The organism is Staphylococcus sp. GW821-FHT11H10, assembly GCF_058807855.1.
In genome coordinates, this window is the sequence record NZ_JBXARC010000003.1 from 184,537 (window position 1) to 199,869 (window position 15,333).

At 31.9% G+C, this 15,333-nt stretch carries 14 protein-coding genes and 2 pseudogenes; 3 read left to right on the forward strand and 13 right to left on the reverse strand.

What is annotated here, in order from left to right:
* Positions 1-29: 29 nt before the first annotated feature.
* The 4 genes from AC1RRU_RS03440 to AC1RRU_RS03455 form a co-directional block, all read right to left on the reverse strand.
* The gene (locus AC1RRU_RS03440; protein WP_011274465.1) at positions 30-734 is read right to left on the reverse strand and encodes a hypothetical protein; all 705 of its coding nucleotides are present in this window, start codon (positions 732-734) and stop codon (positions 30-32) included.
* The gene (locus tag AC1RRU_RS03445; RefSeq protein WP_011274464.1) at positions 721-1,542 is read right to left on the reverse strand and encodes an ATP-binding cassette domain-containing protein; all 822 of its coding nucleotides are present in this window, start codon (positions 1,540-1,542) and stop codon (positions 721-723) included. The genes AC1RRU_RS03440 and AC1RRU_RS03445 overlap by 14 nt, the downstream gene beginning before the upstream one ends.
* A gap of 190 nt (positions 1,543-1,732) precedes the next feature.
* Positions 1,733-3,649, reverse strand: a complete 1,917-nt coding sequence (gene thrS / locus AC1RRU_RS03450; protein ID WP_016930493.1) for a threonine--tRNA ligase — start codon at positions 3,647-3,649, stop codon at positions 1,733-1,735.
* A 422-nt stretch (positions 3,650-4,071) separates the two neighbouring features.
* Positions 4,072-5,124, reverse strand: coding sequence for a PTS sugar transporter subunit IIC (locus tag AC1RRU_RS03455; protein ID WP_033080090.1), 1,053 nt, complete (start codon positions 5,122-5,124; stop codon positions 4,072-4,074).
* Positions 5,125-5,426: 302 nt separating this feature from the next.
* On the opposite strand from AC1RRU_RS03455, the gene AC1RRU_RS03460 reads away from it, so the two are divergent.
* A complete protein-coding gene (locus tag AC1RRU_RS03460) occupies positions 5,427-6,650 on the forward strand; it encodes an ArgE/DapE family deacylase (RefSeq protein ID WP_016930491.1) in 1,224 nt (407 codons plus the stop codon).
* 212 nt (positions 6,651-6,862) lie between these two features.
* Here AC1RRU_RS03460 and AC1RRU_RS03465 read toward each other — a convergent pair.
* Positions 6,863-7,156, reverse strand: a pseudogene (locus AC1RRU_RS03465) (TfoX/Sxy family protein).
* 93 nt (positions 7,157-7,249) lie between these two features.
* On the opposite strand from AC1RRU_RS03465, the gene AC1RRU_RS03470 reads away from it, so the two are divergent.
* Entirely contained in the window at positions 7,250-7,894 is a 645-nt protein-coding gene (locus AC1RRU_RS03470; protein WP_029376608.1) for an FMN-dependent NADH-azoreductase, read from the forward strand.
* Positions 7,895-7,985: 91 nt separating this feature from the next.
* Here the strand turns inward: AC1RRU_RS03470 and AC1RRU_RS03475 are convergent, their stop codons facing one another.
* The 3 genes from AC1RRU_RS03475 to AC1RRU_RS03485 form a co-directional block, all read right to left on the reverse strand.
* Positions 7,986-9,356 (reverse strand): trypsin-like peptidase domain-containing protein, encoded by a 1,371-nt coding sequence (locus AC1RRU_RS03475; RefSeq protein WP_011274457.1) that lies wholly within the window; start codon positions 9,354-9,356, stop codon positions 7,986-7,988.
* A 308-nt stretch (positions 9,357-9,664) separates the two neighbouring features.
* Positions 9,665-9,787 (reverse strand): hypothetical protein, encoded by a 123-nt coding sequence (locus AC1RRU_RS03480; RefSeq protein WP_016930490.1) that lies wholly within the window; start codon positions 9,785-9,787, stop codon positions 9,665-9,667.
* Between the two features lie 174 nt (positions 9,788-9,961).
* Positions 9,962-10,945, reverse strand: a complete 984-nt coding sequence (locus AC1RRU_RS03485) for a metal ABC transporter solute-binding protein, Zn/Mn family (protein WP_049426151.1) — start codon at positions 10,943-10,945, stop codon at positions 9,962-9,964.
* A 266-nt stretch (positions 10,946-11,211) separates the two neighbouring features.
* Between AC1RRU_RS03485 and AC1RRU_RS03490 the strand changes: the two genes are divergently transcribed.
* Positions 11,212-12,090 (forward strand): CobW family GTP-binding protein, encoded by an 879-nt coding sequence (locus AC1RRU_RS03490; protein WP_016930488.1) that lies wholly within the window; start codon positions 11,212-11,214, stop codon positions 12,088-12,090.
* 72 nt (positions 12,091-12,162) lie between these two features.
* Here AC1RRU_RS03490 and AC1RRU_RS03495 read toward each other — a convergent pair whose 3' ends face one another.
* From AC1RRU_RS03495 to AC1RRU_RS03515, 5 genes and pseudogenes are all read right to left on the reverse strand, one after another.
* On the reverse strand, positions 12,163-12,687 hold the full coding sequence (locus tag AC1RRU_RS03495) for a DUF3267 domain-containing protein (RefSeq protein ID WP_016930487.1): 525 nt from the start codon (positions 12,685-12,687) through the stop codon (positions 12,163-12,165).
* Positions 12,688-12,773: 86 nt separating this feature from the next.
* Positions 12,774-12,962, reverse strand: a complete 189-nt coding sequence (locus tag AC1RRU_RS03500; protein ID WP_016930486.1) for a hypothetical protein — start codon at positions 12,960-12,962, stop codon at positions 12,774-12,776.
* 233 nt (positions 12,963-13,195) lie between these two features.
* On the reverse strand, positions 13,196-14,083 hold the full coding sequence (locus AC1RRU_RS03505) for a mechanosensitive ion channel family protein (protein WP_016930485.1): 888 nt from the start codon (positions 14,081-14,083) through the stop codon (positions 13,196-13,198).
* A 190-nt stretch (positions 14,084-14,273) separates the two neighbouring features.
* Complete coding sequence (locus AC1RRU_RS03510) at positions 14,274-14,441, reverse strand: hypothetical protein (protein WP_016930484.1); 168 nt, start codon at positions 14,439-14,441, stop codon at positions 14,274-14,276.
* Positions 14,438-15,058, reverse strand: a pseudogene (locus AC1RRU_RS03515) (tandem-type lipoprotein); the annotation flags it as partial. The gene AC1RRU_RS03510 and the pseudogene AC1RRU_RS03515, both read right to left, overlap by 4 nt.
* Positions 15,059-15,333: the final 275 nt, after the last annotated feature.

The following is a 15,333-nucleotide window of genomic DNA, read 5'->3' on the forward strand; positions in this document are numbered from 1 at the left end:
AATTTCACTTATAGCCAATATTATTTGCATTAAATATACTCTGATTTATTAAAATTAATATATAGAACTGTAGTTAAAATTACTAAGTAGACAACCATCCATATATTAATTATAAGAAAATCCTTATTTAAGATAAGCATTATATCTTCATTTAACATCATCATAAAATCACTTATCGGTGGGAAGATCCATAGAACATAGCTTGAAATAGAAAAAGCTTCAATTATAACAACTCTTAATATTGAAAACAGAAAAATCAACATCATTATTAACCAAACAAATTTATAAGATAGTTTTGGAATTGTTTTTAATAAGGTTGTAATAAGAACGCCCACGATTATTGTAATTATATGACTATAAATACCAATTACAATTTCTATTAGGTTAGGTATATGCTCAAATCTAAAAGTAATTATAGGATAAATAATTGCGACTATACCCAACGGTAAAATAAGTAATATTGAAAATATTAATTTATTAGTCAAATATGTACTTTTAGATTTTAGTTGAGTAAATAATAATTGTTTTTCTTGGAGAGATTCTGCGTCAATAATTGTTACAGTTATCCAACCAGTTACAAATAAAAGAACCATTGATGTGCTAGCAAAACTAGACATGATTGGTTGACCAGAATAAAAATATATAATAATTAGTAACGTAAAAAATGTCACAAAAGGTGCTATTAGCTTATAAGTTCTAATATAGTTTTTTAATTGATACTTAATTAACGCCATTTTTTGTATACCTTCTTACTTCTTCAATAAAATATCCGTTATGGATTAATAATGCTATCACTTGATTACTTTGAGATGAATTTACAATAATACTTCCATCTTTGCTCATTTGAAAGTCATGTTCTTTTAAAATAATAGATAATTCTTTTTCTGACACTTGTATAATTTTAATCAACATCTTCATATCCGCATTAGTTGAACTATTATCTATTAGATGATTTTGTTCAATATTATATCGATGGGTAACAAACGTAAAATCTACTATTTGTTCATGTGAAGTTAGTACTATTGTTGCAAATTGTTTGAATTGAATTAATAACGACTTTAACTCTGCGATGGCATTTTTATCAAGACCAGAAAATGGTTCGTCCATAATATAAATATCTGCTTTTTTAATTAAACACTGGATTAAATTCACCTTTTGTTGAGTACCTTTAGAACATTCATAAATTCTTTTTTGCAAAAATGGTTCTAAGTTAAACAGATGCGTCAATTGACTTATTTTAATGTCAGATTGATTTTTAATACTTATACTATCAATAAAATCCAGATATTCTTTAACAGTTAAATTAATAGTCATTGGCAAATGATCTGGTGCGTAACTTATGTTACCTTTAACACTCATCAATCCACTAGAAGGTTTCATTATATTGGCTAGCATTTTTAAAGTAACACTTTTCCCTGAACCATTCTTACCTTCAATTAAAATAATAGAGTTATTTGGAAAGTTCATACTCATATTTTTAATAATTGCTTGATGATTAATTTCTTTTGAAATGTTCTTACCTTCTACAGAAAATGTGTGCATTTCAATACTCCTAAATCTAAAAGACGTTATGCTTATTGTATCTTTCTTACTTATAAAAACAAAATTTTACTATTCAAATACATTATATAATTATTCTACAATTTTCATATTTATATTTAATATCTAGACATTAAAAAGCCTATCAAAGTGTTCATACTCTGATAGGCTAGGTTGATTCAAAGTTACATCATTAAACTAATAACGCTTTACTTTCAATTTCATGTTTTAACTTTTCAATAAATGCTTGAATATCCATTGTTTCGTTATCATCATGTGCATATTTTCTAACTGAAACAGTGTGATGTTGTTGTTCATCGTCTCCTAATACTAATGTGTATGAAATTTTATTCAACTGACTTTCTCTAATTTTTTTGCCAAGCTTTTCTTCTCTATCATCTATAGCAACACGGATATTCTCATCTCTTAGTGCTTCTGCAACTGTACGAACGTATCCATCATTATTATCTGATACGCCAATTAAATTCACTTGTACAGGTGCCATCCATAGTGGGAATGCGCCTTTGAAGTGTTCGATTAAAATACCGAAGAAGCGGTCTAGTGAACCGAATACTGCTCTATGCAATACAACTGGTCGTTCTTTTTCATTTTGTTCGTTAATGTAAGTTAATTCGAATTTCTCTGGCATTTGGAAATCTAATTGCACTGTAGCACATTGATGACTTCGATTTAATGCGTCTTTAATATGCACATCAATCTTAGGACCATAGAAGGCTCCGTCCCCTTCATTAATAGAATAATCTAATCCAAGGTCATCCAATACATGTGCCAATGATTGTTCCGCTTCATTCCATAAGTCTAATTCTCCTAAGTAATCGTCAGGACGTGTTGATAATTCAATACTATATTCAAAGCCAAATACTGAATAAATATAATCAATTAATTTCAGAATTTCTTGCACTTCTGATTTGATTTGAGACTTCATAATAAAGATATGCGCGTCATCTTGGCAGAACGTTCTCACGCGTAGTAAACCATTCAACGCACCACTAAATTCATGACGGTGCACTTGACCAAATTCAGCAATTCGAAGCGGTAAATCTTTATAAGATCTAAGTTCATTTTTGAAAATTAACATATGTCCCGGGCAATTCATTGGTTTCAACGCGTAATCATTTTCATCCACCTTAGTGAAATACATGTTCTCATGATAATGGTCCCAATGTCCTGATTCTTCCCAAAGTCGTTTGTTCATCATTAACGGTGTTCTTACCTCATCATAATCGTGTTTCAATTGAACCTCTCTCAAGAAACTTTCCATTTGATTTCGAATGAATTGACCATTAGATAGATAGAATGGCATACCTGGCGCTTCTTCAGAAAACATGAATAATTTCAACTGTTTACCTAAGCGTCTATGATTGCGCTCTTCCGCTTCCCTTAAAAATTCAAAATAGTCATCAAGTTGATCTTTAGAACGAAATGCTACGCCGTAAATACGTTGCAACATCTTATTATCACTATTACCTCGCCAATAGGCACCTGATACTTTAGTTAATTTAAAATGATTTACAAATTTAGTACTTGGTACGTGTGGCCCTACGCATAAATCAATAAATTCCCCTTGTTGATACAGTGAAAGTTGATCATCTTTATGTTCTTCTATAAGTTCCAACTTGTAAGGATTATCTTTAAAAATATTTTTAGCTTCTGCATAACTTAAATTTTGTCGTTCAAATTTTAAATTTTCACTATGGATTTTCTTCATTTCTTTTTCAATTTTATTTAAATCTGCTTCACTAATGGATTCATCTAAATCGATATCATAGTAAAAACCATGCTCAATGACAGGACCGATTGTTAATTTTACATCGGGATATAATCGAGTAAGTGCTTGTGCTAAGACGTGGGCGGCAGAATGTCGCATTACATTTAAACCTTCTTGATCTTTAAGTGTGTAAAATGTGAGTTCACAGTCTTCTTGAAGAGGATGGGTCAAATCAACTAAACGGTCATTCATACGACAAACGACTGCTTCCTTATATAAAGATTGGCTAATGGATTTCGCTACATCACTAGCAAGCACTCCAGCTTGATACGCTTTATTACTTCCGTCTGGAAATTGAATATTGATTTGTTGATTAGACATGATATATCTCTCCTTAAACATTTATATAAAATAAAAAACCCGTCCCTACAAGAGGGACGAGTTTGTAACACCCGTGGTTCCACCCAACATTCCATCTCAATCAAGAGATGGCACTTTAGCCATGCATTAACGCGCATGAAACTTTACATGTTTCCATGTAATGTATGAAAAGGTAGTAAACTATATTTTAGATTAGGAATATCTCAGCGTTTATCCCCTCTCTGTGAATCGACAATATAGCTCTTGTCCTTCAATCATGTATTAATTTTTTTATAATCATATACCTATCATAATTGTTAGTCAAATATGCATCAGAATAATACATTAACTACATTAGTTACCTTTTTGATAGTTTATAACTTTTAAAAATTAAAAAGTCTAGCCAAAGCAATTACACATACTTCAACTAGACATTTATAATTTTAAACCTGATATTTAAAGATATTAGGATTATAGATTTTTAATACTTTTACAAATAAATAATGGAAAAATAGCGCAGAAATTAATGGAACAATGATGTACACAATGGCGATAATCAATAAGCCACTGGCTGTACCCATTTCCAATAAATTTAACGATTTAATCGGTCCAACAAGACCAATGAGTCCGAAACCTGCTGAATCGGGTGTACCTTTAATATTGAACAACCCTCCAACAAATCCTGACACACCTGCAGTACAAACAATGGGTAGCATCATCATTGGATGACGAATCAGCGTCGGCATCATTAATTTTACTGCTCCAAGTAATACCGTAATCGGAATACCGGGTTTATTTACGCGCCAACTACCGACTGCAAGCATAATTGCACTCGCTGCTACACCAACTGCAGCCGAACCAGCTGCTAAGCCTGAAATGCCAATTGCCAAACCTATCCCAATTGATGATATCGGTGAAACAATTAATATAGAGAAAATCATCGCGATCAATATAGTCATGATAATAGGTTGTGTATTGGTTAACCCATTGATAACATCGCCTAAGCCTAATGTAATCAATTTAGTATATGGCAAGATCAATAGTCCAATTAAGCCCGCCACTGCACCACCAACGATTGGTAACACAATCATATTTAAACTACCTAATTTATGACTAATCAATAAAATGATACCGACTGCAATCGATGCAGTAATCATCGTATTAATTAAATCTCCTATACCAACAATGACCCACTTATTATCTGTGAAAGTAGATGCACCTGATCCTACAAAGGCAGCTGCACCTGTAACGGCGGTTTGTAATTGCGTTAATTTAAATTGTCCTGCAATTAATACACCTGTCAGAATTGGAATCGAATATTGAATTCCTTGTGTTACAAAGGCTACTTTCGTAAATATATCGTTATATTGACTTAAATACTTACTTAACTCTCCTAATATTGCGTTTGGAATCATACCTACTACAATTGCTAAAGCTACACCATTTAATACATTAAATATAAATGTTCTGGGTGTTATCATTTCTCTCTCGCCCATAATCCTTATACCTCAAAAAGCTTTCTCTTTTTCTAAATTTTAATCTTGATTTTAAAGTATTGTAGAAATAATTCAATCACATTATTTAAAACCTTTTAAAAATAAATATGTAACATTCATCATTTGTTCACAACTTCGATATTATATTACATTAACAATTACTAATGTAACCCCATTTTGACCACTATATCATTTTGCATGTAATTTTATAAAATAAATTAGGATGAATATTCATTATAATGTTTATAAATTACACTTTATGTATAGATAATACTAATATCAAATTTAAGGTTGGGATACATATGCGTACTTTTCAAGAGGAAGATAAAATTAAGTTACTAGCAGATATTATTGAAATTCAGTCAGAAAATGAAAACGAAATTGAAGTCTGTCACTATATACAAAACTTATTAGCTCAATACGATATACCTTCTAAAATAATAAAAGTGAGCGAGACAAGAGCGAACTTAGTAGCTGAAATTGGGAGTGGTTCGCCAATATTAGCGATGAGTGGCCATATGGACGTAGTTGATGCCGGGCATCATGAAAAATGGACTTATCCGCCATTTAAACTTACAGAACAGGACGGCAAATTGTACGGACGTGGAACGACGGATATGAAAGGTGCCTTGATGGGCATGGTTATCGCACTCATTGAATTAAAATTGTCTGGAGATTTATCTAAAGGAACAATTCGTTTACTTGCGACAACTGGAGAAGAAAAAGAACAAGAAGGTGCCAAACGATTTGTTAAAGAGGGTTATTTAGATGACATTGATGGCTTAATCATCGGAGAACCTACAGACAACGGGGTATTCTATGCACACAAAGGTTCAATGGCGTGTAAAGTAACTGCCACTGGGATTGCTGCACACAGTTCAATGCCATTTTTAGGGAAGAATGCAGTAGACACATTAGTACAGTTTATCAATCACTTAAATTCAAAATATGATGATATCAAACAGCATGACCTTCAACATGAGTTAGATGTTGCACCAATGGTAAACAAATTTATGAAGGGCACATTAAGCGAAGAAGAGGAGAACTTCGCATCAGGATTTACAATGATGGGTTCTATTATCAAGGGTGGCAAACAATTTAATTCTGTACCCGATGAAGCATCTATTGAATATAATGTAAGACCAGTACCCGAGTATAATAATGACTTTGTTAAAGATTTATTCCAACAAACGATTGATGAAGTAAGTCCTGAAGCATTGTCGTTTGAAGTCGTAAGTGATCATCGTCCCGTCACAAGTGATAAAGATAGTACTTTAATTCAAGTAATTACAGATGTAGCACCTCATTATGTGAGTAAAGAAGACGTCTTTGTCGCAGCATTCATAGGTACTACGGATGCTTCAAGTCTGTTGGGTGATAATCCTAATAATGTAGATCTTGCTATTGTTGGTCCAGGAATTACGATTATGGCCCATCAAGTGGATGAATATATTGAAAAGGACATGTATCTTAAATATATCGATATCTACAAAGACGTTGCAGTGAAGTACTTGGCTGAAAAGTAATTTTTGAATATAAAACGAGACGTAGCACGGACATTCATACCTTAGTTGGTTATAGATGTCTAATGCTACGTCTGTTTAGTTAGTGTATTTATTTGTGGTCCTGGGGTAAGACTAACATGTTAGTGACCGTAGTCTACCTTCCCTATAACGTTCACGTTGTTTTAATACCACCTGCGACGACAACTATGACAGCTTCCCCAATTAGCAATTGATTAACGTAAATCATTCTTTATGTCTGAAAATAAAGTCTCGATGTCTTCAATATCACTGATATTAGGTATGAATATCATCTCTTTCGCATTCCGATACGGCGATACTAATTCATATCCTTCTAGCTTTTCGAGGGAAGAATTTGAGGCTTTAACTAACAATCTATTATCCTACAAACCACCTATCACTTTGCCATCATAGTATACGAGATACTCCCCCATCATACTTCTCGTTTTGATTTTGCTTGAATTAATTTTATTTAAGAATGTTTCATGAAAAATTTTGTCTGTTGCCATTCATCATCTCCCCTTAATTCTATGGATACCCCGTAATTAAATAAATTGAGCAATTTTAGATTAAAATCATAGTTATTTTGATATTAAAAATATATAATAACGCTACTTATTAATGCCCACCCAGATTTTAATAATGAATCAACGTATACCGCCAAATTAAAAAATTTATTTCTAGATAAATATAAAACTACATTTCCAAACGAGGAAATTGAAGAATTAAATTTATATGATATTAATGTACCTCGTATCGAAGGTGATCAATTATTAAATGTTTGGAACAAGCAAAGTTTAGGCGAGTCCTTATCAGATGATGAAACAAAAATTGCTGATATGTCGGCATTCTTATTAAATCAATTTAAAGCTAACCATCGCATTGTCATTCTAACACCACTTCACAATTTCAATATCACATCTAGATTAAAAGACTACATCGACAACATTATGATTGCTAGAGAAACATTTAAATATACTGAGGATGGTTCTGTTGGCTTAATGACCGATGATTATAAAGCACTATTATTACAAGCAAGTGGTGGTGTCTATACAAATGACGACCGTTATACGCCACTTGAATTCTCATATTACTATTTAAAAGAAATGTTTAAAGAAATCATGGGATTTGATGAGTTTTACATCGCTCGTGCCCAAGGTACGTCAGTCTTACCTGAAGACGAAATCTTAGATGCTGCAAACAAGGATTTAAACAACGTATTCGATGCGTTTTACACACAAAAATAGATCCAATTACACATAAAGTGAGCGGGATATTGACATTACCCTAGTTATGTCATCCCGCTCACTTTTTTAAATTTATTAAATTAATAAATCACTACACAATATTATCAATAATTTCTTTACGTAATTTACCTCTGATTTCAGCCATCGTATTTAAATTATATTTTTTATAATCTCCTGAGTTTAATCGGAACGCATGGACACCAATGACTTCATTTTTACTATTTAAGACTGCCCCACCAGAAGAACCTGGTTCAGCCATCATTTGATAATAGCCAATCGGGTTCACATTACGTGCAGGCATCGTATATTTCCCTTTTGAATGATACATTGTACCGGCAGGATCATTTTTATATTTACCAGTCGGCTTACCATAATGGTACATGTGAATAGGCGTATTTGCTTTCATTGCTTTAATTGAACTTTCTGATGCAATCTTTCTTATCTTCATATACTTTGAAATATCTTCATACGTATACACTAGAGAAACATCACCATATTGCAACATTTGAACACCAAAGACTTCAAGTGTACGCACAATTTTAGATCCCTCTTGTAATATGTTGATACGCATATTTTGTGGTTGTGACGGTGTCAAAGGCTTATGCGCACTTTGATCATTTACAACATGATTTGCAGTTAGAATCGTATGCTTTCCAATTGCTGTACCAGTGCCATATGTTAATTGTTTTGCTTTTGGATTCCAATTATAAACTGTTGCGATATTGGCATCTTTCGCCTTAGCATGTTCAATGGTTACACCTTTGTTTCCTGATTTCTTCATAATTTTTAAGGCGTCATCAATACCTGATTCTTTCGTCGTTTGACCGAAATCACGTACATTATCACCACCAGGCACATTAGATGGCCAACGCTTAGGTGCTTGATTGTAATAATTCTTCTTCGTCGTTGATGATGCTTTTTTAGACGCTTTGACTGTTGTTTGTGCACTTGGTTTCGCAGTTTTAGACTTAGTTACAACTGCCACTTTCGTAGATGGTTTACTTGCCGATACTTTTGACGAAGTTGGCTTACTTCTTGTTTTAGTAGTTTGCGCTAATAACTGTGGTCTCGCGGATTGCGTGCGTGTTACTTTTGATGCTTTTTGTGGTTTTTTATTTGTTGAGACAACTTTTTTGTTAACCTTAGTTGGTTGCTTTTGTTTTGAAAAGTTTTGCGATGAAGGTTTTACTTTAGTACTTTTTGGTGTCACATGTGTTGAAGTAACATGTGCTCGTTTAGAAGGTGCCATTGTCTTTTGTAACGAAGCTTGATTGCGATTTGTTACCTTAGACGGCGTTTGTACCTTAGTCTGCGTTGCTACAACTTTATCTTTAGATACATTTACTGACTTATTTTGTTGTTTAACGACAGGTTGTTGAGATGTTTGTTGTACATCTAATTTATCACTTTTAGTAGAAGCATTCGCTTCATTAAATTGAAAATGAAAAGATAAACACATCATTATCAGAAAGACAACTAATATAAGTGAATATCTCTTTAATGCTACCCCTTTGTTCACTATACTCATCCCTACTTTCATCATGTTTCAAATTAATAAATTTTTGCTTTAATTTATTATATACCTTAATCAATGCACACTACAATATTCATTTTTATAGTTTTTTAACTTTTAATAAATATTACAATTATATAATATCGAATTGTCATCACTTTAATTTATAACAATTTATTCACGCGTTCATAAATATACAAAAAGACAGCTAGTAGAATTTAATCTGCTAGCTGCCTATTTTTAATAAATATTAATGATTATTTAGATTTACTATCTTTTTGTTTTCTTTTTTGCAAATAAACGCCAAGTACAGGTGCCATTCCGACTATTATAAAGAATAGCGTATAAAATATAACATGCACCAATGTACCTAAAGACATTTCTAATACACTCCTCTAATACTATGATTCATTATCACCATAACATTAATCCCTGCCCAATTCTATCTTCCTTCTATAAGGAGGGAAGACTTACCTCTACTTATAAAGAAGACCTCATGACTATCATCACGAGGCCTTGATATGAAGCATTAATACCTTTTATCTTATATCGTATTATTCATTCTTAAGGGCTTTTTCAATCGCTTTAACGTTCTCTTTCATAAATGATTGATACGTATTTTTGTCGTCATCTTGTTGTTTCGTATGTGAGCCCATATTATAGAATTTAATTGTTTTTGCGTCAGTTTCTTTTCTAACTGTGTCGGCAACTTTGTTAGATACATTTTCTTCAGCTAAGATATATTTCACTTTATCTTCTTTAATTTGTTTAACAATATTTGTTAAATCTTTTTGGCTAGGTTCTTCAGCATTCATATTTTCGATACCTTCTTGTTTGAAGTTATATCTATCTGCTAAGTAACCAATAGAGTCATGTGAAATATAAACTGTTTTACCTTCGTTACCTTTAACTGCTTGTTTCATATCTTTATCGATGCCTTTTAAGTCTTTAACTAATTTATTATAGTTATCTTCATAGTAATCTTTATGTTTATTATCTTTCTTAACTAATTCATCTTTAATTTCTTTAGCGAATTTTTGACTGATCACAGGATCTAACCAGATATGAGGATCATACTTGCCATGATGATGGTGCTCATGTTCTTCGCCGTCTTCATGCTCTTCACCATGTTCATGCTCATGTTCGTGTTCTTCGCCTTTTAATAAGTCACTATTTTTATCTAATGTTGATTCTAAAGATAATGTTTTATCTTTATCATTAATGGCTTTGGCAATTTTCTTAGCTACGGGATCTAAATTATCACCTGTGTATACGAACAAATCTGATTTACCAATATCAACCATTTGTTTCTGACTTGGGTCATATGTATGTGGGTCTACTCCGTTTGGATAAACTGATTCAACATCAACATATTTACCACCGATTTGTTGCGCAAATGATTTAAGTGGATAAACAGTCGTTTTCACTTCTAACTTACCTTTATGATCAGATGATTTATCACTATCACCTTTGCCACATGCAGCTAGTGATAAGGTTAAAACAGCTACAAATAATAAAATAATACTTCTCTTAAACATGTACACATCTCCTAAATCAAAATCATTACGTTTTATTATTTACATTAATCCGTTCAAATGTCAATACTAATTTTTTAATTTTATAACTTAGACAACAGAAATGTATTTAATTTCTCTTGATTTATTCATTTTTTGAAAATGTGTACCCATCTCGTTATACTTTTTAAATAGTAATAATTACGATTTATTTGTTAAACTTATTTCATCATCATAATTACAATTTAAATTTGTCACATTGTTATCTCATACAAAGTTAGGAGTTTATTATGGAGATTATAATTGTTGGTGGTTTCTTAGGCAGTGGTAAGACAACGACATTAAACCACCTGATTAAAGACGCATTGAATCATGATTTAAAAACTGCATTGATTATTAATGAATTTGGAAAAATGAGTGTCGATAGTCATCTCATTGAGCCAACTATTCCTATCAGTGAGATTGTAGCAGGCTGCATTTGCTGTGCTATGAAATCAAACGTTTCACAACAATTGCATGAAATATATTTAGAACATCAACCAGATCTTGTGTTTATAGAATGTAGTGGTATCGCCGAACCATTGGCCGTTGTTGACGCCTGTCTAACACCTGTCCTAGCTCCAATTACCACTATTAGAAGTATGCTTGGCATCATTGATGCAAAGTTGTACGAGAAGATAGAAACATATCCTAGAGATATTCAAGCGTTATTCTATGAACAATTAAGTCACTGCTCTACGCTATTTGTAAATAAAATTGATATTGCTGATTTTAATCAAGTCGCTCGCTTATTAAGGCATCTAGAGGTCATTAATGGAGACGCAAACATACAAGTAGGACAATGGGGAGAATTAACGTTAAACACATTGTTAAACGTGAAACATTTAGGTGCTAAACAAAGAGGTACACTCCATCACGCCATCAATCATCAATTGATAGACACGCCTCGCTCTCAAACAAAAGCAGCGTTCATTGAAAAATTAACCCTACTCCCACAACAAGTATACCGTTTGAAAGGATTTGTACGTTTTACAGATAGTGAATTAATACATTTAGTTCAATACGCCGAAGGAGAAATCGAATTAACACCGATTCAATTCAAATCAGATGTTCCTTTATATTTGGTAGCTATTGGGAAACATTTAGATGATATCGAGTTAGACTTATAACACTAAAAAATCCAACACGAGATCGTGTTGGATTGTCATATAAGCTTTTATTAAACAAAAGCAAAGTAAACCCTAGCGAATGATAATGCCTTTATCCGTCGTTTCAATTGTTGCATTCTTTGGTGCTTTAATCATTTTCCAACCCCAATAGAAATCACCAGCACAACATCCTGCATGAAATGTGGCAAAGAAGAAAAAGAGCCCCCGTGGAAACCACCCTAAAAATAACGTCACTATAAATAGCATTGTGATAATGACAAACGGTGCAATACTACTAATTAAAAACGTAAACGGTGTAAACGTCCCACCTGGTATCGCACAATAAATCATACCGCTAGCTGCCCCAAAGTAGACTTTATTCTTAGGTGAAAATAGTTTGAAAAATATCCCGTGAATACACTCATGAACAACAAACATAAGTACAATAAGAATAATCACGAATAATGCGTTAACTAACAAAGAATCAAAAAATTTAGGTGTATCCGAAAACTTCATAATAAAATAAAAAATGATACCGAAAACGACAAAGCTAATATATGAATATATAGCTAGTTTATTCGCTAATTTTTTATCTTCTAACAAGTTAATTTCTTCCAAACATAACGCCCCTTTTGAAAGTTTTGTTACTACAATCGTAATATGATTTCGTGAAGTTCACAATGCATCGTTGTTTCATTTTTGATTTATTTTACTTTTAACTTTAAAGAAGCACTCTTATTATTCGCTTTATCTTTGGCATACATAATGAGTGTTGTTCCTTTTTTCTGTGGTCTTATATTAATCGTAGGTTCTGTTGCAAAGTTAAAATTATATGCACATCTATACAAAACTATAAAAGCAAATATTGTTTTAACAGTAAAGCGTTTTGTCATCTTCATTCCTCTTGTTTAAATATAACTAAAGCCAGAATGAATAGTGTGTATACAATGTATCAATACAAGATACTGTCTATGAAATTTCATACATGATGACTTTATAACAACTTTACTCAACAATGTTTTTCAAATCACTATCACTCATGACTTATCATAATAAAAATAAAGCATCCTTCACTTTGCGATGAGGGATGCTTTATGAATTTTCACATTAAAAATGAACCTGCAGACTATTCTTTTTTACTCAATTCTTTATCAAGTTTTACAAGTGTTGGTTTAGGAATATGAATGCCTTCTTCACTAAAGTATTGTATGACCTCTTTACGAAGCAAACGTTGTCCTGGAAAATGCATTCCGGGCTTAACATGTGCTAAAAGTTTAATCACCATTTCATTGCCATCAACACTATCTAAACCAAGCAATTCTGGGGCGGATACAAATATGTCATATTTATTCTTTAATGTAGGTAAAAATCTTAATAATTTCTCTTCTATTACTTTATAATTCTCATTTGGAGAAATCGGTATCATCACAATAGGCGAAACATCTGTAGCAGAATAATTGACTATTTCACTAATCATACCATTAGGTAATGTATAAATTTCTCCAGTATCTGATTGTATACGTGTTGATCTTAAACCAATCGTTTTAACCGTACCTTCAGCAATTGTTACCCCAGATGCATTAATTTGAACATAATCACTCACATCAAACTGTCCTTCAAATATAATAAAGAAACCAGTAATAATGTCTTTTACAATTGTTTGTGCTCCGAAACCAACGGCAACACCAACAACTCCAGCTCCTGCTAAAATTGCTGATACACTAATACCGAAACGTGAAAGTATTGACGTAAGGACAATAAACCATACGACATAACTTATTAAATTTTGAATCAATGTGGATAGTGTTTCACTTCTCTTAATTTTATGACGGTTCTTTTTCTTTTCATTAACGTTGAAAAATTTAGTGACTAACTTTCTTGATATCGCAATTACAATCATACCCATCAAGATATAAGCAAGTATAATTAAAAGATTAACCAAAAGATTTTGATAGAACTCTATTTTCATCATTGGCTCAAATAGTTTATATAATGTGTCCTTAAACTGACTCATAATAACAACATGACCTCCTATTGTTAAAACAATCAATATTTTCAATGTACAAATCTTTATAGATAATGAGCAGTAAGTCATTTCTAAATATAACACTTATAAATAAACAAAGCACCCTTCACTTTGTGATGAAGGATGCTTTATGAATTTCCATATAACAAATTATCTTAGGACTACTGATTATTTTCAGTCACTTCCAGATGTAATCATAAAACCATCCATCGAATAACATTTGCCATTTTTTCAAACTTTTATTATTCGCATTTTCTATTTCATAACTAATTTTGGATATTGAGCTGGTTTCTTCAGAATTACCTTTTATATTATCAGGTTTTATTTGATAATCTGTTTGACTCATGATTCATCATCTTCGCTAGGAGTGAATTGTACTGCATCTGTAAAAAATATATCCTCTTCTTTATTTTCTACAAAAGTAAATTCTAAATTTTTAGAACCTACGGATGATCCTTTTAAGTCGCCATCCCCTTTTAACAATAACTTAGGGGCTTGATTAGTTGGAATATCATATCTTTTTCTTAATTGTTTCACGTTATAGTCATTATTATTCAGTTGATATTTCGCAGAATAACTAGGAATATTAGGATTGTATGAAATATCCCCGTTTTTATAATCATTAATATCTTTAAAGTTGGCATATTGTACAAAAAATTTGAAGTTTTCTATTTCTTTTTTTAGTTTGTCATTAGGTATCGGCTTCGTTGGAATAATTTGATTGTGTTCCATTTTTACAGGATATCTCTTTTCATCATCTTTTAGTCTACCTTTACTGTCATCTGTTGTTTTCCTCACATAATAATAACCTTTAGTTGTTCTAGTATTGTGATTAATATATAGAAAGATACCTCTAGATTCCATGTACTTGCCTTTTGGTTCAATTGTCATGGTAGATCCAACTATCCATGTCCCTTTATCCTTTTTATCAAACTCTTCATCACGATAACCCTCTTTATCATAAATTGGTAAACATTATATAAATCAACTTCTTAAACATCTACATATTATCCAACAATGAACATATAATACATTTAAGATGGAATTCAAATTTTATTTTACTTTCATAAATAATAAATAAAACCCGCCTCACTTACGATACGTTTCTACTTATCGGTACGTGATGCGTTTTTTGGTTCTGTTGCAAAGTTGAATTTATAGTATAATTTTAACAAAAAGGAGTCTTCTGTATGAACTATTTCAGATATAAACAATTTAACAAGGATGTTATCACTGTA

Coding starts and splice junctions, on each gene's coding strand:
- AC1RRU_RS03460 (WP_016930491.1), top strand. CDS start 5,427: ATGCGTACTTTTCAAGAGGAAGATAAAATTAAGTTACTAGCAGATATT.
- AC1RRU_RS03445 (WP_011274464.1), bottom strand. CDS start 1,542: ATGCACACATTTTCTGTAGAAGGTAAGAACATTTCAAAAGAAATTAAT.
- AC1RRU_RS03485 (WP_049426151.1), bottom strand. CDS start 10,945: ATGTTTAAGAGAAGTATTATTTTATTATTTGTAGCTGTTTTAACCTTA.
- AC1RRU_RS03500 (WP_016930486.1), bottom strand. CDS start 12,962: ATGACAAAACGCTTTACTGTTAAAACAATATTTGCTTTTATAGTTTTG.
- AC1RRU_RS03490 (WP_016930488.1), top strand. CDS start 11,212: ATGGAGATTATAATTGTTGGTGGTTTCTTAGGCAGTGGTAAGACAACG.
- AC1RRU_RS03505 (WP_016930485.1), bottom strand. CDS start 14,083: ATGAGTCAGTTTAAGGACACATTATATAAACTATTTGAGCCAATGATG.
- thrS (WP_016930493.1), bottom strand. CDS start 3,649: ATGTCTAATCAACAAATCAATATTCAATTTCCAGACGGAAGTAATAAA.
- AC1RRU_RS03510 (WP_016930484.1), bottom strand. CDS start 14,441: ATGAGTCAAACAGATTATCAAATAAAACCTGATAATATAAAAGGTAAT.
- AC1RRU_RS03455 (WP_033080090.1), bottom strand. CDS start 5,124: ATGGGCGAGAGAGAAATGATAACACCCAGAACATTTATATTTAATGTA.
- AC1RRU_RS03440 (WP_011274465.1), bottom strand. CDS start 734: ATGGCGTTAATTAAGTATCAATTAAAAAACTATATTAGAACTTATAAG.
- AC1RRU_RS03480 (WP_016930490.1), bottom strand. CDS start 9,787: ATGTCTTTAGGTACATTGGTGCATGTTATATTTTATACGCTATTCTTT.
- AC1RRU_RS03475 (WP_011274457.1), bottom strand. CDS start 9,356: ATGATGTGTTTATCTTTTCATTTTCAATTTAATGAAGCGAATGCTTCT.